The organism is Burkholderia sp. ABCPW 111 (assembly GCF_000773065.1).
In the GTDB taxonomy this organism is placed as follows: Bacteria; Pseudomonadota; Gammaproteobacteria; order Burkholderiales; family Burkholderiaceae; genus Burkholderia; species Burkholderia savannae.
Genome location: NZ_JPWT01000072.1, coordinates 1 through 17,488, shown reverse-complemented (window position 1 = coordinate 17,488; position 17,488 = coordinate 1). Strand labels below are relative to the sequence as shown.

Genomic DNA, 17,488 nt, shown 5'->3' with positions numbered 1-17,488 from the left:
TCCCCGCGGCCGTTAAGTTGGCTAAAGACAGGAGGTCGACATGCTCTACGCCATCTTGACGCCGAAAGCGGAAACGCCGCTGGGTTACTACGATTCGTCGGTGACGCCGACACCGGAGGACATGGCCGACCATCTCGCCAAAGCCATGGGATTCGACGATCGCGAGGAATGGATGGAGGCGTATGGAGTCCACAAGCTCGGCTATGCGCCGGTTCACTGACGGGAGCCGCGAGATGCGCGTCGATCCGTCACGCGGTCGCGCACACGTGCGCGCGCCTTTCGCGACGCGCGCGCTGCGGCGGGCGTGCCGGCGGCTTCAACGGCTCGCGCCGGCCATCGGACTGCGCGCGATCCTGACCGCGCTGCTCGGCTGCCGGTGGCTTCGAGCACTGGCCGAACTCGCGCGTGCGAGCGCGGCCCCCGGCTACAGCCTCGCCGTCGTCGAACGGCGCCCCGATCGCATTCGCCCCCGGCGCGCCCGTATCGACTGACGCCGCCCTTCGGTTCGCGCAACGTCGCTCAATACCCTGCGCCCCGCGTCGCCCCTGCCCGATGCCCGAGCGTCTCGAGCAGATTCCCGAGCAGCCCCGACGCGCCGAAGCGAAACGTCGCGCTCGTCAGATAGCCCGGCCCGAGCTCGCGCTCCGCGAGCGACAGATACTGCGCCGCGTCCTGCGCGGTGCGCACGCCGCCCGCCGCCTTGAAGCCCACCGCGCGCCCCGCCACGCGAATCGTCGCGAGCATCACGGCCGCCGCGTCGAGCGTCGCGTTCACCGCGACCTTGCCCGTCGACGTCTTCAGAAAATCCGCGCCCTCCTCGATCGCGATCTCGCTCGCCTGGCGGATCGCCGCCGCGTCGCGCAGCTCGCCGGTTTCGAGGATCACCTTCAGACACTGGCCGCCCGCCGCCGCGCGGCATTGCGCGACGAGCTCGCGTCCGACCCGCTCGTCGCCGTCAAGCAGTGCGCGATACGGAAACACGACGTCGATCTCGTCCGCGCCGCGCGCGAGCGCATCGGCCGTCTCGCGCGCGGCCGCATCCGGATCGGCCGCGCCGTGCGGGAAATTCGCGACGGTCGCCACCGGCAGCACGAGCCCGCGCGCCGCGAGCGCCGCGTGCGCGACGCCGGCGAAGCGCGGATACACGCACAGCGCGGCGGGCGTGCCGACCGGCGTGTCGGCGGACGCGGCGAGCGCGGCGATCTTCTCGTCGGTGTCGTCGTCGTTGAGCGACGTGAGGTCGATCAGGTGCAGCGCCTTCAGCGCCGCTTCGGTCAATTGGTTGCGATTCAACGAAAGCTCCATGCGAGCACCTCGTTCAAGAAAGGGACAGGAACAGCCCGGCGATCGTCGCGCTCATCAGGTTCGACAGCGTCGCGGCCGCGAGCGCGCGCATGCCGTTGCGCGCGACGTCGGAGCGCAGATCCGGCTCGACCGCGGTGAAGCCGCCCGTGAGGATCGCGATCGACGAGAAATTCGCGAAACCGCACAGCGCGAACGACACGATCGCGATCGTCTTCGGCGCGAGCACGGGCAGCCCGGCCGCGGCAACCTGCGCGGCGTCCTTCAGATACGGCGACAACGCGCCGTACGCGACGAACTCGTTCAGGATCAGCTTCTGGCCGATGAAGCTGCCCGCCACCGGCGCATCTTGCCACGGCACGCCGATCAGCCACGCGAGCGGCGAGAACAGCGCGCCGAGCAGCGACTGCAGCGTGACGCCCGCGAAGCCGAGCCAGCCGGCGACGAGCCCGACCATCGCGTTCAGGAGCGCGATCAGGCCGATGAACGCGATCAGCATCGTACCGACGTTCACGGCGATCCGCATCCCGACGCCCGCGCCGGACGCGGCCGCCTCGATCACGTTCGCCGCGCGCTTCTCGTCGAACTCGAGCGAATCGACGACGACGCGGGACGGCTCCGTCGTCGGGCACAGCATCTTGCCGAACAGCAGGCCGCCCGGAATCGCCATGAACGACGCGGCGAGCAGATACTCCATCTTCACGCCGAGCCCCGCGTAGCCGGCGAGCACCGAGCCCGCGACCGACGCCATGCCGCTCGACATCACCGCGAACACTTCGGTGCCGTTCATCCGCCGGATGAACGGCTTCACGAACGCGGGCATCTCGCTCTGGCCGAGGAAGATCGTCGCGACGGCCGAGCACGCCTCGATGCGGCTCACGCCGAGCAGCTTCGCCATCGCGGTGCCGACGATCGTGATCAGCCACTTCATCACGCCGATGTAATAGAGCACTGCGATCAGCGACGTGACGAACACGATCATCGGCAGCACGCGCAGCGCGAACGCGAAGCCGCCGTCGCCGAAGAGCGCGAACATCTTGTCGCCGACGAGGCCCGCGAACAGGAACGCAACGCCGTGCTGGCCCATCTCGAGCACACTGTTGACCGCATGCGCGATCGCGGCGAGCGCGTCGCGGCCGACGGGCACGAACAGCACGAGCGCGCCGATCGCGAGCTGCGTCGCGAGCGCCGCGACGACAGTGCGGGCGCTGATCGCACGCCGGTTGATCGACAGCGCAAAACCGACGCCGAGCAATACCACGATGCCACACAAGCTGCGCAAGATATCCACGAACGTACCTCGGATGATGGGATGAGAGGCCCGCCGTCGCCGGCGCGGCCGGCGGGCTGGCCAGCCCGCTCGATCGGGCGGACGGGCGCGTCCGTCCAATCGTCGGACGAGAACATAACGTGCGCGGCCGGCGAACGCCAGTGGTCGAATCGATCGGCGAACGAAAGATGCGCGCCCGCGCGTTTCGCGCGCGGTTTCGGTTGTCAGCGGGATTTTGGCGAGGTAGGCGAGGGGCGGGCGCTTCGCGGCGATTTGGCGATTTGGCGATTTGGCGATTTGGCGATTTAGCGTTCTGCGTTCTGCGGTTTGCGGTTTGCGGTTTGCGGTCGAGCGTTACGCGTCAAGTATCAAGTGTCAGGTATCGAGCGTCGGACATCGAACGTCGGGCGTCGGGCGTCGGGCATCACGCATCACGCATCACGCATCACGCATCACGCATCAAGCATCAAGCGCACAATATCGTCGCCTCCCGTGCCGGATTCGGACGCCGACGAAAGCGCGGACGCGGACGACGCCACCGAAGCCGTCGCCAACGCCGCAGCCACCCCCGCCGCCTCCATTCCTCCCACCCCCGCGAACTGCGGCGCGAACCGCGGCGCCGACCACCGAAACGGCAGCACCGCCGCGCTGCGCCGCACCTCGCGAACCCGAAACCGCACGAGACGCCGCGCGCCGTCGAACGCATCGAGCGCCGGCCCGTCCCACACGATCCGCGCGTCGACCGCGACGTACAGCAGATCGCCTCGCTCGAAGTCGACGAACAGCAAACCGGCGCGCGGATCGTGCAGCAGATTGCCGATCGTGTTGAAGAAATTGTTGCCGCTGTAGTCGGGCGTCGTCAGCGTGCGGTCGTCGTCGACGCGCACGAAGCCGGGCGGCCCGCCGCGATGCGACACGTCGACGCCGCGCGCGCCGCCCGCCGCTTCCGACGCGTTCGCGCTCGCAATGAAGAACGTATCCGCTCGCGCGAGCAGCGCGCGGTCGTCGGCGCCGAGCCGCGCGGCGCGGCGCTGCGGCGGCGCGGCGTCGATCCGCTGCGGCGGCGCCGGAGTCGACGTGCGGCTCTGGATGTACTTCGGGCAATTGCCGAAGCTCTGGTCGACCGCCACCGCCATCGCATCGCCCGCGAGCGACGCGACGACGCCGTTGATCCGGTTGCGCCGCCGCGTGTGCAGTTCGATGCCGAGCCCGCCGAGCAGGCTGCCGACGCGCCAGCTGCCGGCGAGCGGATCGTCGCGCAGCGCGCCGCCTGCGATGTCGAGCATGCGCGGCTCCCGCGACGACACGAAGCCCGGCGCGCCGACGCGCAGCGTCGCCCACGGCTGGCCGTCGCCGTCGACGCCGCCGACGACGAAGAACGGCAATTGCGCGTAGAACGCGCGATGCTGATCGGGCATGAACGTGCGGATGCCGCGCCCGCCGGACACGGCGGCCGCTTCCGCGACGCCCGCGCGCCGCTGCGCGGCGAGCTCGCCGTCGTGAAACGGCGCGACGGGCGCCGTCGATGTGGATTGCGTCATGTCGTTCTCCTTCGCGATGGATTCGGCGCCGCGCCCGAGCTCGCGTCACGCGACGCGCAGCCCCGCGCGGCTCGCCCGCATCGGCACGAAGCCCGGCAGCGCCTCGATGCGCGCGAGCCACGCGCGTACGTGCGGATACGGCTCGAGCGATACGCCGCCCTCGGGCGCATGCGCGATGTACGCATATGCGGCGACGTCGGCGATCGTCGGACGGTCGCCCGCCGCAAATTGCCTGGCGGCGAGCTCGGGATCGATCACGTCGAAGAGCCGCTGCGCGATCCTCACCGCGCTCGCGTGATCGAGCGGCGCGCCGAACACGGTGACGAGGCGCGCGGCGGCCGGGCCGTACGCGATCGGCCCGGCCGCGAGCGACAGCCAGCGCTGCACCGCGGCGGCGCCTTGCGGATCTTCGGGCAGCCACGACGGATCGCCGTAACGCTTCGCGAGATAGACGAGGATCGCGTTCGAATCGAACAGCACGGTGCCGCCGTCCTCGATGATCGGCACCTGGCCGAACGGATTGAGCGCGAGGAACGCGGGGCGACGGTTCTCGCCGCCGCGCATGTCGACTTCGACGAGCTCGACGGGCAAGCCGAGCAGCGACAGGAACAACTGAACGCGATGGCAGTGGCCGGACAGCGAGCTCCGGTGGAGCCGAATCGGCGCGGCGGGCAATCGAATGGCGGGCATGGGGCGGCACTCCTCGAACGAAGGACTAGATACGAAATACGAAGGTCGAAACGCGAAGGTCGAAGGCGGAACACGACGAACGGCGGCGGCGGACCGCCTCGGCAACCGGCGCTTTGCGTCGATCCGCCCGCCGACACCCGCAGCGTAGCGCGCGCATCCCGTTCACATAAGATGGATAATTGCCGAAACACAATCCCTGATGAATGGACAATTGACGATGGCGGACATCCGCGACGTGAACCTGAACCGGCTCGCGATCTTCGTCGCCGTGGTGGAGGCGGGGTCGCTCACGGCGGCGGCCGAGCGGCTCGGCCTCGCGAAGACGATGGTGAGCGCGCACATGCAGCGGCTCGAAGCCGAGGTCGGCGCGAGCCTGCTCGTGCGGACCACGCGGCGGCTCAACGTGACGGAGGCGGGCCGCGCGTTCTGCGACGCGTGCCGCGACATCCTGCGCCAGACGGAAGCGGCGCTCGCCGCGGCGGCGGGCGACGCGGGGCCGCTGCGCGGCACGCTGCGCGTGAGCGCGCCCGTCGACTACGGCGCGCTCGTCGTCGCGCCGGCGCTCGTCGCGCTGCGCGACGCGCATCCGGCGCTCGACGTCGAATTGCAGTGCGACGACCGCGTCGTCGATCTCGTGCGCGACAACCTGGACGTCGCGATCCGCCTCGGCCGGCTCGCCGATTCGAACTATCGCGCGGTGCAGATCGGCGGCTTCGAACGCTGGCTCGTCGCGAGTCCGGCGTTCGTCGCGCGCCACGGCGCGCCGGCCGCGCCCGATGCGCTCGGCGCGCTGCCGTACGTGATGCTGTCGACGGTGCCGCGCACGACGCTCGAGCTTTCGAACGCGCGCGGCGAGCGCGCGAGCGTGCGGTGCAAGCGCGCGTTCGCGTCGAACACGGCGACGGCATGCCGCGCGGCCGTGCTCGCGGGCGGCGGCTTCGGCGTCGCGACGAGCTTCTCGAGCGCCGACGACGTCGCGGCCGGCCGGCTCGTGCGCGTGCTGCCCGCCTGGTCGTTCCCGCCCGGCGACATCCATGCGGTGTTTCCGTCGACGAGCCATCCGTGCGCGAAGGTGCGCGCGCTGATCGACGTGCTGAAGGCCCGGCTCGCGGCGTGAGCGCGAGCCAGGGCGAATGCGCTGAACGGCGCGTCACGCAGGCGCGCCGGCGCATCGCTCATCGGCGAAGCCGGCGCCGGCGAGCCGGCGGCAAGTGAAATGCGAAGCGAGCGCGGGCCGATCGACGACGCAGCCCGGCCGAATCGCGTGCGCGGGGCTCCGCGCGTCGCCGTGGCGAGAATGGCGACGAACCTTCGTTCGACGCGTGCGTCGACACGCAGCCGATCGATCCGCACGACGAGACGATCCGCGCCGATCCGAACGCAAACGCATCGGCGCGCTCGGCGCAAGATCGACGCGCATCCGCCGCGCGATCGACGCGCGACGTCCAACGCCGACGCGCCGCCCCGCCCGCTCACCGCTTCGCGAGAAACTGCAACGTGCCGAGCAGCACCTTCCGGCAGTTGCGCACCATCTTCTCCTCGGGATCGCGATAACCGGTCAGCAGCCACGCCGCGCCGACGTTCGTCATCGCGCCGACGAGCGCGAGCCCGATGATCCGCTGGTCCGCGCGCTCGCCGGCCTCCTCGCTCACCGGCCCGGCGAGCGAGATGATCATCTTGCCGAATTCGAGCAGGTTCCGCTGATAGGTCGCGTCGGTTTCCGTGCTCACGCCCATCACTTCGAGCAGCAGCACGCGCGCCGCGCAAGTGTCGCGCAGGAATGCGAAGAATGCGGCGAGACCCGCGTCGACCCGCGCTTCGAGCCCGTCGCGCTCGCCGCCGAGCGCGTCGATCGCGTGCTTCACCGAAACGCGCAGTTGCTCCGCGTGATGCTGATAGGTGCAGCGCAGCAATGCATCGGCGCTGTCGAACGCCGCGTAGAAATAGCGATCGTTGAGCTTCGCTTCCTGGCAGATCGCGCGCACGGTGGCCCGGCGGAAACCGACGGTGCCGAAGATGCGCGTGCCCGCGCGGATCAGCGCGTCGCGGCGCTCCGCGGCGCGGGCCTCGGGCGCGACCCCGCCGTACGGGCGGCCCTTCTTGTCCAGTTCGAGAGAGTTCTCCATTTCGCTATTTGACATCAGTCAATGTAAAAATTAAAGTGGTGACGACTCACACCACATTCAAAATTGACATATATCACGGAGACACCCTTAGGAGGGCCGTGTGATGAGGAATTTTTCCGGCAAGGTGGCGGCGATCACGGGCGCGGGCTCCGGCATGGGGCGCAGCCTCGCCGTCGAGCTCGCGCGGCGCGGCTGTCACCTCGCGCTCAGCGACGTCAACGAAAGCGGCCTCGCGCAGACCGTCGCGATCTGCGCGACGCACGGCGTGAAGATCACGTCGCAGCGGCTCGACGTCGCGTCGCGCGACGCGGTGTTCGCCTGGGCGCGCGCGACGCGCGACGTGCACGGCAAGGTCAACCTGATCTTCAACAACGCGGGCGTGTCGCTCGCGGCGCCCGCCGAGACCGCGCGGATCGAAGATTTCGAATGGATCATGGCGATCAACTTCTGGGGCGTCGTGCACGGCACTCAGGCGTTCCTGCCGTATCTGCGCGAATCGGGCGACGGCCACGTGATCAACACGTCGAGCCTGTTCGGCCTCGTCGCGATGCCGACGCAAAGCGCGTACAACGCGACGAAGTTCGCCGTGCGCGGCTTCACCGAGGCGCTCAGGATGGAGCTCGAGCTCGAAGGCGCGCCGGTCGGCGTGACCTGCGTGCATCCGGGCGGCGTCGCGACCAACATCGCCACCGCGTCGCGGATCGATTCGAGCATCGCGACGCTGACCGGTCAGGACATCGAAACGCATCGCCGCGCGGCGAACCGGCTCATCAACGTGACGACGCCCGAATCGGCCGCGCGCCAGATCGTCGCGGGCGTCGAGCGCAACGCGCGGCGCGTGCTCGTCGGCGCCGACGCGCGCCGCATCGACAAGCTCGCGCGCCTGTTCGGCTCCGCATACCAAGTCTTCGTGCTGCGCTTCGTGCGCAAGTCGCGCGAGCGCAACCTCGCGCGCCAGCAGGCCGCGGCGCGGACCGCTCCCCCTTCCTCCATCAGCAAGGACCCCGCATGAGTTCGACGACAGACTGGAACGCCGCCCGCGCGCTGAACGATCGCGCGCCGCAGGCGGCGACGGGCGGCGACACCCGCGCCGCGACCGACTTCGACGTGCTGATCGTCGGCGCCGGGCTGTCCGGCATCGGCGCCGCGTACTACCTGCGCGAGCGCTGCCCGGACGCGAAATACGCGATCCTCGAAAGCCGCGCGACGATGGGCGGCACATGGGATCTGTTCCGCTATCCGGGCGTTCGTTCGGATTCCGACATGTTCACGCTCGGCTTCAGCTTCCGGCCGTGGCACAGCGACAAGGCGATCTCGGACGGCCAGACGATCCTCGACTACATCGAGGACACCGCGCGCGCGTACGGCATCGACAAGACGATCCGCTTCAATCACAAGGTGATCGCAGCGAGCTGGGATTCGACGAGCGCGCGCTGGACCGTGCGCGTGCAGCGCGCGGGCGACTCGCATCAGGAAGAAGCCGTCTACACGTGCCGCTTTCTCTACATGTGCAGCGGCTACTACGACTACGACGAAGGCCACGCGCCGAGCTGGCCGGACATGGACGCGTACCAGGGCCGCATCGTTCATCCGCAGCATTGGCCGAGCGATCTCGACTACAAGGGCAAGCGCGTCGTCGTGATCGGCAGCGGCGCGACCGCGGTGACGCTCGTGCCGTCGATGGCGGGCGACGCGCGCCACGTGACGATGCTGCAGCGCTCGCCGACCTACATCGTGTCGCTGCCCGCGCGCGACGCGATCGCGAACGCGCTGCGCCGCTGGCTGCCGTCGGGGCTCGCGCACCGGCTCGTGCGGCTGAAGAACGTGCTGCTGACGATGTACTTCTACAACCTCGCGCGCCGCCGCCCGGACGCGACGAAGAAGTTCATCATCCGCGCGGCGGGCAAGCAGCTCGGCCCGCAGTTCGACGTCAACAAGCATCTGACGCCGCGCTACAAGCCGTGGGACCAGCGCCTCTGCCTCGTGCCGAACGGCGATCTGTTCAAGGCGATCCGCGCGGGCAACGCGTCGATCGTCACCGACGAGATCGAACGCTTCACGCCGACCGGCCTGCGCCTGAAGAGCGGCCAGCGCCTCGACGCGGACGTGATCGTCACCGCCACGGGCCTGAAGCTGAAGATGCTGGGCGGCGCGGCCGTGACCGTCGACGCACGCCCCGTCGACCTGTCGCAGACCGTGTCGTACAAGGGCATGATGTACAGCGGCGTGCCGAATCTCGCATCGTCGTTCGGCTACACGAACGCGTCATGGACGCTGAAGGCCGAGCTGATCGCGCAATACGTGTGCCGGCTGCTCGAGCACATGCGCACGCATGGCTACGACGTCTGCGTGCCGCGGCTCGCACCCGGCAGCATGGAGCTCGATCCCGTCGTCGACCTGACGTCGGGCTATATCCAGCGCGCCGCCGGCGTGCTGCCGAAGCAGGGCACGAAAAAGCCGTGGAAGTCCTACCAGAACTACGCGCGCGATTTCGCCACATTCAGGTTCGGCTCGCTCGCCGACGGCGCGATGCAGTTCGAGCGCCGCCGCCCGGCGCTCGCCGAACGTGACGACACCCGTCAGCCCGCCTACGAAGGAAGGTGATCCCGATGATAATCAAGCTGTTGCACTTTCTCGCTTATGCGTTCGTCGCGCTGTTTGCGTTCACGCTGTTCACCGCGCACCGCATCAAGAAGATGTTCCCGCCCGAGGGCAAGTTCGTCGACGTCGGCGCGGACCGCCTGCACTACGTCGAATACGGCGAAGGCCCGCCGATCGTGTTCGTGCACGGCCTCTGCGGCCAGTTGCGCAACTTCGCGTATCTCGATCTGCAACGGCTCGCGAAGTCGCACCGCGTGATCCTCGTCGATCGCCCGGGCTCCGGCCGCTCGACGCGCGGCCCGCGTTCGACCGCCAACGTCTACGCACAGGCTCGCACGATCGCGATGTTCATCGCGACGCTCGGCCTCGACAAGCCGGTCGTCGTCGGCCACTCGCTCGGCGGCGCGATCTCGCTCGCGCTCGCGCTCAACCATCCGCAGTGCGTGAGCCGGATCGCGCTGATCGCGCCGCTCACGCACACCGAAACCGAGCCGCCCGGCCCGTTCCGCGGGCTCGCGCTGCGCTCGTCGCTCGTGCGCCGCTTCGCGTCGTTCACGCTCGGCATTCCGGTGTCGATTCTGCAAAGCCGCAAGGCGATCGAGTTGATCTTCGCGCCGGAAACCGTGCCGCACGATTTCGGCGTGAAGGGCGGCGGCCTGATGGGGCTGCGGCCGCACGCGTTCTATTCGGCGTCGTCGGATCTCGTCGCCGCGCCGGAGGATCTGCCCGACATGGAAAGCCGCTACGCGTCGCTCGCCGTGCCCGTCGACGTGCTGTACGGCCGCGGCGACCAGATCCTCAACTGGCAGCGCCACGGCGAGGCGCTCAAGAAGCGGCTCGACGCGGTCAACCTGAAGGTCGTCGACGGCGGCCACATGCTGCCCGTCACGCAGCCCGCGCAAACGACCGACTGGCTGCTCGAAGTTGCCGACGCGCCGGTGCCCGCCGAGCCCAAACGCCTGACTGAAAGCGTCGAGAGCTGAGCCGACGGTTCGCGTCGGGCGGCTTTCGCGGCGCGTACGCGCGCTGTGAAACCGTTCGATTCGCGTGAGATGCGCCGCCTTTTTTGGGCGGCGCTTTTTTTATGCCGCGACGAATCGCGATGAGCGATGAGCGATGAGCGATCGGCGATCGGCGATCGGCGATCGGCGATCGGCGGTCGGCGGTCGGCGGTCGGCGGTCGGCGGTCGGCGGTCGGCAATCGGCGGCATGACGAATGCATGCCGTTCGTTGCACGCGCAACGAACTCGGCGCGGCGCCATCGCCACGCGCTTTATTACGCACACCTTCCAGCCCGTCATCGATTACATTACATCGGCCCGTCGCCTCGCTGCGTCCGGAGCGCCGGGCCGCCGTTGCGCACACACGCGACGATCCGATCGCCGCGCATGCATGCGGCAATCAGCCGCATGCGCAATCGGGGCGCAAGCTCGGGATCAGGCTTGCAACGACGAAAAATGATCGCCGCACGAATCCGTGCTCGACGATCGCGATAATCGGAAGGAAAATCTACGATCGTATCCACGGACGAAAGAACGCGCGCGACGCCCTCGTCCGTGCCGGCCGGCGAACGGCCGCCGAATCGCGCGCCGCCGCGGCAGCCGCGTGGAAACGGCCTTGTGCGACGCTCGAATGATCAAGAAAATGCGGCATTGCACGATAACCCGAATAATCGTTGCTTCGCGCGAGCCGGCAGCCCGCGCGAAGCGGCGGATGAAACGACGGTCCGATCGCACGGCCCCCGCGAACCGCGATGCCGCCGATCGGCCGCCCGACAGGCCTCCGACGTCATGCGCAAGCGCTCGACCTTCTTCGCGACTCGTTACCTGCAGTCCTGGATGCAGAGCCTGATGTCGCCGGCGGGCATCATCGTTTGCGGCGCGCTGCTGCTCGCGCTGATCTGGCTGTTCGGCGCGCGTGTGCTGTACGAATCACGCAAGGACGCGTACCTGCACGCGACCGAAAACGCGCACAACCTCGTGCTGCTGCTCGAACGCGACGTCGCGCGCAACATCGAGCTCTACGATCTGTCGCTGCAGGCGGTCGTCGACGGCGTCAACGATCCGCACATCATGGCGCTCGACCCCGCGATACGCAGCAAGGTGCTGTTCGATCGCGCGGCCACCGGCAAGTATCTCGGCACGATCTACGTGATGAACGAGCACGGCGACATCGTGCTCGATTCGCATTTCCCGCATCCGCCGCCCGTCGCGAATTTCGCGTATCGCGACTATTTCGCCTATCAGCGCGACCATCCTCAGGGCGGCCTCTACATCAGCGAGCCGTACGCCGCGCGCCTGCGGCACGGCGCGCTGACGATCGCGCTGAGCCGGCGCATCACGCGCGCCGACGGCTCGTTCGGCGGCATCGTCGCGGGCACGCTCAGCATCGACTATTTCCGCGCGCTGCTCGACGGCCTGTCGGTCGGGCCGGGCGGCACCGCGTCGATCTTCGAGACCAACGGGCTGATGATCACGCGCCTGCCGTTCGACCCGAAGATGGTCGGGCGCAGCATCGCCGGATCGGAGCTCTTCACGCAAGCGAAGGCGCGCGACGAAGGCGTGTTCACCGCCGTCGCGTCGATCGACGGCGTGCGGCGGCTCTACGTGTACAAGCGGCTGCCGGGGCTGCCGATCGTCGTCGCCGTATCGCCCGCCGAACACAACGTCTTTCTCCAATGGCGCATCCGCGCGCTGCGGCTCGGCTTGTTGATGCTCGTGTTCGGCGTCGTGATCCTGACGGGCACCGCGCTGCTGTCGCACGAGCTGCGCTGGCGGCGGCACGCCGAGCTGCGCCTGCAGCGGCTGGCGCGCACGGACGCGCTGACGGGCCTCGGCAATCGCCGCGCGTTCGACGAAAACCTGCGCAGCGAATGGGCGCGCGCGCTGCGCACCGGCCGGCCGCTGTCGCTGCTGTTCGTCGACATCGACCAGTTCAAGGATTACAACGACTGCTACGGCCACCAGGCGGGCGACGACGTGCTGCGCGAAGTCGGCCGCTGCCTCGCGCTGAACGTGCGCCGCGCGGCCGACGACGTCGCCCGCTACGGCGGCGAGGAGTTCGTGATCACGCTGCCGGACACCGATGCGAAGAGCGCGTCCGCGATCGCCGAGCATATCCGCCGCGCGATCTACGATCTCGACATCGAGCACGCAAGAAGCCCGTACGAGCGCGTGACCGTCAGCATCGGGCTCGTCACGTCGCGCGAGAACGTCGCGCATTCCGACACGACGCTCGTCAGGATGGCCGACGCCGCGCTGTACCGGGCGAAATCGTCGGGCCGCAACCGCGTCTGCGACGCGCAGCACGCATAGCGCACGCGGCTCGCGCGTCGGGCCCGTTTTGGCCCGTTTGGGTCCAATTTAGCCCGATTTAGCCCGTTTCAGCGCGGCTTCCGCACACCCGCCGCCGCGCCGCTTTGCGGCTCGCGAAAGCGCCCGAAAGGAACCGAGGCCGCGCGGCCCGGTCATTCGTATACGCTATCGTTTTGTCCACACACGAACCTATTGTCTTGAATCATGCGAGTCGGCCGCCCCGTTCCCGCCCTGCCTCAACCCGTCTGCGACTACTGCGGCGCGAAAGCGACGCTCGCGCGCTACGGCGAAGAAGCGTATCCATACCGCGAAGATCACGGCGAGCTGTGGATCTGCCCGCCGTGCGACGCATGGATCGGCGTCTTTCCGCGCAGCCGGCGCCACGTGCCGCTCGGCCGGCTCGCGAACGCCGAGCTCAGGCACGCGAAGTCCGAGCTGCATGCGGCGCTCGAGCCGCTCGTCGCCGCGAAGATGCGGCGCGACGGCTGCAACGCGTTCGAAGCGCGCGCGAAAGGCATACGCTGGCTCGCGACGCAACTGGGGCTCGACGCCACGTCGAACACGATCCACACGTTCGATCTCGACGCGTGCCGCGGCGCGCTGCGGCTCGTCGAGCAATTCATATCCCGCAAATCGCCGCCCGCGCATTCGTAATACTTATTCGCCATTACTGCGGCGCATCAAACGCTTTTCACATCCCAGCTTACATTCTGCCTTTATCGAATTTGGTTCAAACGAATTACGCTTCTAAATTTTTTAGATCGAATCAAAAAAAGTTTGACGCTTCAATTTTTTCCTTGCTATCTTTTCGCAAACAAATGCCGCATCGATACGCGGTGCAAGCATTAACCAAACATCTGCCTGACTGAATTCTTCCAATTTAATTACGTTATTTACGAGGGGCGGCTTTCAATCCACGAAGAAACCGCGGCACGCTTCCGGACAATCGATTAATTCCAGATTAACCGGCAATCCTTCGCCATTCATCGCGAATCGGAAATATCGAAAATCACTCGATTAATACGGATTTTCGAGATTGGATTCCCGAGCGGCGCAAAGCGAATGCCGGAATCTCGGTGGGCGAGCGTTTGGCCGGCGCGGCCAACGAAGGCGGCAAACGACGAACGATGCGCGCGGCGAGAGGGCGCCGCGCACCGCCGACGCGCAGGCAGCATGGCTGATTTGACGGCCCCGACCGGCTCGCCCGGTTCCGGCCGGTCTACTGAGTAGGTGTTCCGTCTCGCGCGCCGCTTCGTCGCGGCTGCGCGACGGGCTCGTGTTGTCCGAATTTGCTGAAAGACGCGGTACAGCCGCCGCGTGACGGATCGACGCCGATCCGCCGCGCCGCATGCGGATCGCGCAACGAATTGCGGCGCGGCGCAAGCAGTGCTTTCGCGCGCCATATGAATGGGATTCCTAAGCATTTGACGAACGGCCCGCCGAATCGGGCGCGCGTTCGCGTCGGCATGCGGGTGCGCCCGACGCCGCCGCGAACGTCGAGCTCGACCACGCCGCGCCGCCTCAGCCATCCATCGAAGGGAGGGAATCATGTCGCCGTGAACGTCAGCTTCGCCGCATCGCCGTGCATCGGCTGCGCGCCGCGCGTCCCTACCCCGTCGGACCCAGGCTGCGCATCCGTTCTTCATCATTTTCTTGGGACTCCAAAAATGCAGAGAACTCAGCATGTCAACCGGCTATTCTCGAAACGCTTCGCGCTGTCGCTGCTACCGCTGGCGATCGCCGCTGCGTTGTCCCCGCTTTCCTCGCAAGCCGCATCCGACTGGGCACCGACCCGCACCGACGCCTTCCTGATCGCGCGCGCGCCCGCCGCCGCCGCATCGCAGACGCTCGCCAAGACGGCGCCGAGCTACACGCTCAACGTGATCGGCACGCCCGAGCTCACCGACACGAACGTCACGCCGCTCGAGCTGAGCCAGCCGCTGCGCGTGACCATCGTGCTGAAGAGCCGCAACGAAGCGCAGCTCGACGCGCTCGTGCGCGAAGTGAACCAGCCCGGTAGCGCGAACTATCGCAAGTACCTGACGCCCGAGCAGTTCAAGGCGCGCTTCGCGCCGACCGACGGCCAGGTGCAGGCCGTCGTCGCGCACCTGAAGGCGAACGGCTTCAGCAACGTCACGGTATCGGCGAACAACAAGCTGATTTTCGCGGAAGGCAACGCGTCGAACGCGGAGCGCGGCTTCCGCACGACGCTCAAGCGCTTCAACTATCGCGGCAAGGCGGTCTACGCCAACGACTCGGCCGCGCTGGTGCCCGCATCGCTGAGCCCGTTCGTCGAATCGGTGCTCGGGCTGCAGAGCGCAGCCGTTCCGCATCGGCTGATCCATCGCGGCACGCCGGCCGACGCGCGCATCCAGACGGACACGATCACGAAGAACGCGACGACGGGCGGCTCGCAGGTCGGCCATCAGCCGACCGATTTCGCGCAGATCTACGACGCAAGCGGCCTGCCCGCCGCGACCAATACGACGGTCGGGATCATCACGTGGGGCGACATGACGCAGACGATCGCCGACTTGAACACGTTCACGCAGAACGCGGGCCTGCCGACCGTCAACACCGCCGTCGTCGCGGGCAGCTCGGGCACGCTCGCGAACGACGGCGATCCGAGCGAATGGGATCTCGACAGCCAGACGATCATCGGCACGTCGGGCGGCGTGAAGCAGCTCATCTTCTATGCGGCCGTCAACGGCGACAGCAACGACAACGGCCTCACGAACGCGACGCTGACCGCCGCGTACAACAAGGCCGTCACCGACAACGTCGCGAAGGTCATCAACGTATCGCTCGGCGAAGACGAGGCGGCCGCGAATTCGGACGGCTCGCTCTCCGCGAACGACGCGGTGTTCAAACAGGCGGTCGCGCAGGGACAGATCTTCTCGGTGTCGTCGGGCGACGCGGGCGTCTATCAATGGTCGACCTCGCCGTACGGTTCGCCGGGCTACGTCGGCACGTACAGCGGCGGCCGGGTCACGACGAAGATCAATCTGGCGAAGTACAGCGTGTCGTCGCCGGCGAGCTCGCCGTACGTCGTCGCGGTCGGCGGCACGACGCTGTCGACGAACGGCACGACGACCTGGGCGGGCGAAACCGTGTGGAACGAAGGGCTCGCCTACGCGGACGTCAACAGCAGCGGCCAGGTGCTCGACAACGCGGTGCGGCTGTGGGCGACAGGCGGCGGCGTGAGCGGCTACGAGACGGCGCCGAGCTGGCAGACGGCCGCGCTCGGCAGTTCGGTGACGAAGCGCGTGGTGCCGGACGTCGCGTTCGACGCCGCGCAATCGACGGGCGCGTATCTCGTGATCAACGGCCAGGCGAATCAGCTGGTCGGCGGCACGAGCCTCGCGTCGCCGATCTTCGTCGGCGGCTGGGCGCGCGTCGAATCGGCGAACAGCAACAGCCTCGGCCTGCCGACGTCGGCCTTCTATCAGGGCCTGCCGAGCAATGCGTCGCTGCTGCACGACGTGACGTCGGGCAACAACGGCTACAACAACTACGGCTATAGCGCGACGTCCGGATGGGATTACGACACCGGCTTCGGCAGCCTCGATTTCGCGAAGGTCAGCGCAAGTTCGGTGAAGTAACGGGCGGGAAACGCCGCGCGTGGCCGGTTCGGGGCGCGCGGCGGGTTTCGTGCCGGCATGCCGGTGCCGGCGCGCCGACGTGCCGGCGTGGCGAATACGCCGGCAAATGCGGTGAATTCGAGATGCAAGTTCGACACGCGCAACCGAAACTCGGGCCCGCGCGGCATGCGTCGGAAGTCGATTGCCGGCGGGTGCATGGCCGTCGATGAGGGCGACGCTTTTCATCGAGAGGCAAATTTCGGCCGAGTGCGCGTCACTGCGGCTTGCTTGCCGCGAGGGGTCGGTTCATTCGGGCGCTCGGGTCAGCGGCCGATCGAACTCGCGGACAGCGCCGCCGCGCAGGCGGAAGACGAATCGATACTGACCGGCCGGTCGGAACGCCTCCCTCACTCTCCTTTTCGAATCGGATCGTTTTCGATTGATATCGCAACGCCTGCGATCGATTCAGGCCTGCACGGATGCCGCCGTCACGCGATGCCGTCTTACCTCACGCGTACGCTTCGGCCCCCGTGTTCCGTGTTCCGTGTTCCGAGCGCAGTCCGTTACGCCGCCCGGAACGTCACGTAGCAAGACGGGAGCAGCGCGGCCACACCCTCGCAGAAAATCCAAATTTCCCCATCGATCTCGAACGATTAATCGATGATTTGATATTTTTTATACATTAACGAAGGGAGATTCTACGAAGTAATCAATGGTACGAAAATTGCATCGAAGGCTGTCATCAAAGTTTATCTGGGAGCCTGTCATGCAAAAACTGTTCAATAAATCGGCCATCGCAATCAGTATTTCCACACTTCTCGCGCTTTCGGGCTGCGGATCGGTCGACGGTCCGTCGCTGTCGTCCGGCGGCGTCAAGCCGGCCACCATCGGCACTTCGGGGACTTCGGGGACTTCGGGGACTTCGGGCACGTCCGGCACCTCGGGTTCGGGCGGCACGTCCGGGTCGTCGGGTACTTCGGGTACTTCGGGTACTTCGGGTACTTCGGGTACTTCGGGTACTTCGGGTACTTCGGGTACTTCGGGTACTTCGGGTACTTCGGGT

The 17,488-nt window shown here is 67.6% G+C and carries 14 protein-coding genes and 2 pseudogenes; 10 read left to right on the top strand and 6 right to left on the bottom strand.

The genetic code is table 11. The annotated features are described in order from the left end of the window. The first annotated feature begins 40 nt into the window (after positions 1-40). Together X946_RS16115 and X946_RS16110 are read left to right on the top strand one after the other, a co-directional pair. Positions 41-220 carry a hypothetical protein gene (locus tag X946_RS16115; protein WP_038749313.1) on the top strand — a complete coding sequence of 60 codons (180 nt, stop codon included), beginning with the start codon at positions 41-43 and terminating at the stop codon, positions 218-220. A 13-nt stretch (positions 221-233) separates the two neighbouring features. Then, positions 234-491: a hypothetical protein gene (locus X946_RS16110; protein ID WP_038749310.1), complete on the top strand. Its 258-nt coding sequence runs from the start codon at positions 234-236 to the stop codon at positions 489-491. 28 nt (positions 492-519) lie between these two features. On the opposite strand, the gene deoC is transcribed toward X946_RS16110, so the two are convergent. The 4 genes and pseudogenes from deoC to X946_RS16090 all read right to left on the bottom strand — a co-directional run bounded on the left by deoC (position 520) and on the right by X946_RS16090 (position 4,803). Then, entirely contained in the window at positions 520-1,305 is a 786-nt protein-coding gene (gene deoC, locus X946_RS16105; RefSeq protein ID WP_038749308.1) for a deoxyribose-phosphate aldolase, read from the bottom strand. A 13-nt stretch (positions 1,306-1,318) separates the two neighbouring features. After that, entirely contained in the window at positions 1,319-2,593 is a 1,275-nt protein-coding gene (locus X946_RS16100) for a NupC/NupG family nucleoside CNT transporter (RefSeq protein WP_038749304.1), read from the bottom strand. Between the two features lie 461 nt (positions 2,594-3,054). Further along, positions 3,055-4,234 (bottom strand): annotated as a pseudogene (locus X946_RS16095) (pyridoxamine 5'-phosphate oxidase family protein); the annotation flags it as partial. Then, positions 4,159-4,803, bottom strand: a complete 645-nt coding sequence (locus X946_RS16090) for a glutathione S-transferase family protein (RefSeq protein ID WP_038749298.1) — start codon at positions 4,801-4,803, stop codon at positions 4,159-4,161. The pseudogene X946_RS16095 and the gene X946_RS16090, both read right to left, overlap by 76 nt. Before the next feature lie 217 nt (positions 4,804-5,020). Between X946_RS16090 and X946_RS16085 the strand changes: the two genes are divergently transcribed. Continuing rightward, positions 5,021-5,920 (top strand): LysR family transcriptional regulator, encoded by a 900-nt coding sequence (locus tag X946_RS16085; RefSeq protein ID WP_038749295.1) that lies wholly within the window; start codon positions 5,021-5,023, stop codon positions 5,918-5,920. Positions 5,921-6,275: 355 nt separating this feature from the next. Here the strand turns inward: X946_RS16085 and X946_RS16080 are convergent, their stop codons facing one another. Beyond that, positions 6,276-6,929, bottom strand: a complete 654-nt coding sequence (locus X946_RS16080) for a TetR/AcrR family transcriptional regulator (RefSeq protein WP_038749292.1) — start codon at positions 6,927-6,929, stop codon at positions 6,276-6,278. A 103-nt stretch (positions 6,930-7,032) separates the two neighbouring features. On the opposite strand from X946_RS16080, the gene X946_RS16075 reads away from it, so the two are divergent. The 7 genes from X946_RS16075 (at position 7,033) to X946_RS16045 (ending at position 16,446) form a co-directional block, all read left to right on the top strand. Continuing rightward, on the top strand, positions 7,033-7,941 hold the full coding sequence (locus X946_RS16075) for an SDR family NAD(P)-dependent oxidoreductase (protein WP_038749289.1): 909 nt from the start codon (positions 7,033-7,035) through the stop codon (positions 7,939-7,941). Then, the gene (locus X946_RS16070) at positions 7,938-9,533 is read left to right on the top strand and encodes a flavin-containing monooxygenase (RefSeq protein WP_038749286.1); all 1,596 of its coding nucleotides are present in this window, start codon (positions 7,938-7,940) and stop codon (positions 9,531-9,533) included. The genes X946_RS16075 and X946_RS16070 overlap by 4 nt, the downstream gene beginning before the upstream one ends. Positions 9,534-9,538: 5 nt before the next feature. Then, on the top strand, positions 9,539-10,513 hold the full coding sequence (locus X946_RS16065; protein ID WP_038749283.1) for an alpha/beta fold hydrolase: 975 nt from the start codon (positions 9,539-9,541) through the stop codon (positions 10,511-10,513). 233 nt (positions 10,514-10,746) lie between these two features. After that, positions 10,747-11,166, top strand: coding sequence for a hypothetical protein (locus X946_RS33950; RefSeq protein WP_152611724.1), 420 nt, complete (start codon positions 10,747-10,749; stop codon positions 11,164-11,166). 214 nt (positions 11,167-11,380) lie between these two features. Next, positions 11,381-12,844, top strand: a complete 1,464-nt coding sequence (locus tag X946_RS16055; RefSeq protein ID WP_038749395.1) for a sensor domain-containing diguanylate cyclase — start codon at positions 11,381-11,383, stop codon at positions 12,842-12,844. A gap of 204 nt (positions 12,845-13,048) precedes the next feature. Next, positions 13,049-13,498, top strand: coding sequence for a zinc-finger-containing protein (locus X946_RS16050; protein WP_038749277.1), 450 nt, complete (start codon positions 13,049-13,051; stop codon positions 13,496-13,498). Between the two features lie 1,013 nt (positions 13,499-14,511). Next, complete coding sequence (locus X946_RS16045; protein ID WP_038749274.1) at positions 14,512-16,446, top strand: S53 family peptidase; 1,935 nt, start codon at positions 14,512-14,514, stop codon at positions 16,444-16,446. A 677-nt stretch (positions 16,447-17,123) separates the two neighbouring features. Here X946_RS16045 and X946_RS36560 read toward each other — a convergent pair. Continuing rightward, positions 17,124-17,488 (bottom strand): annotated as a pseudogene (locus X946_RS36560) (hypothetical protein); the annotation flags it as partial.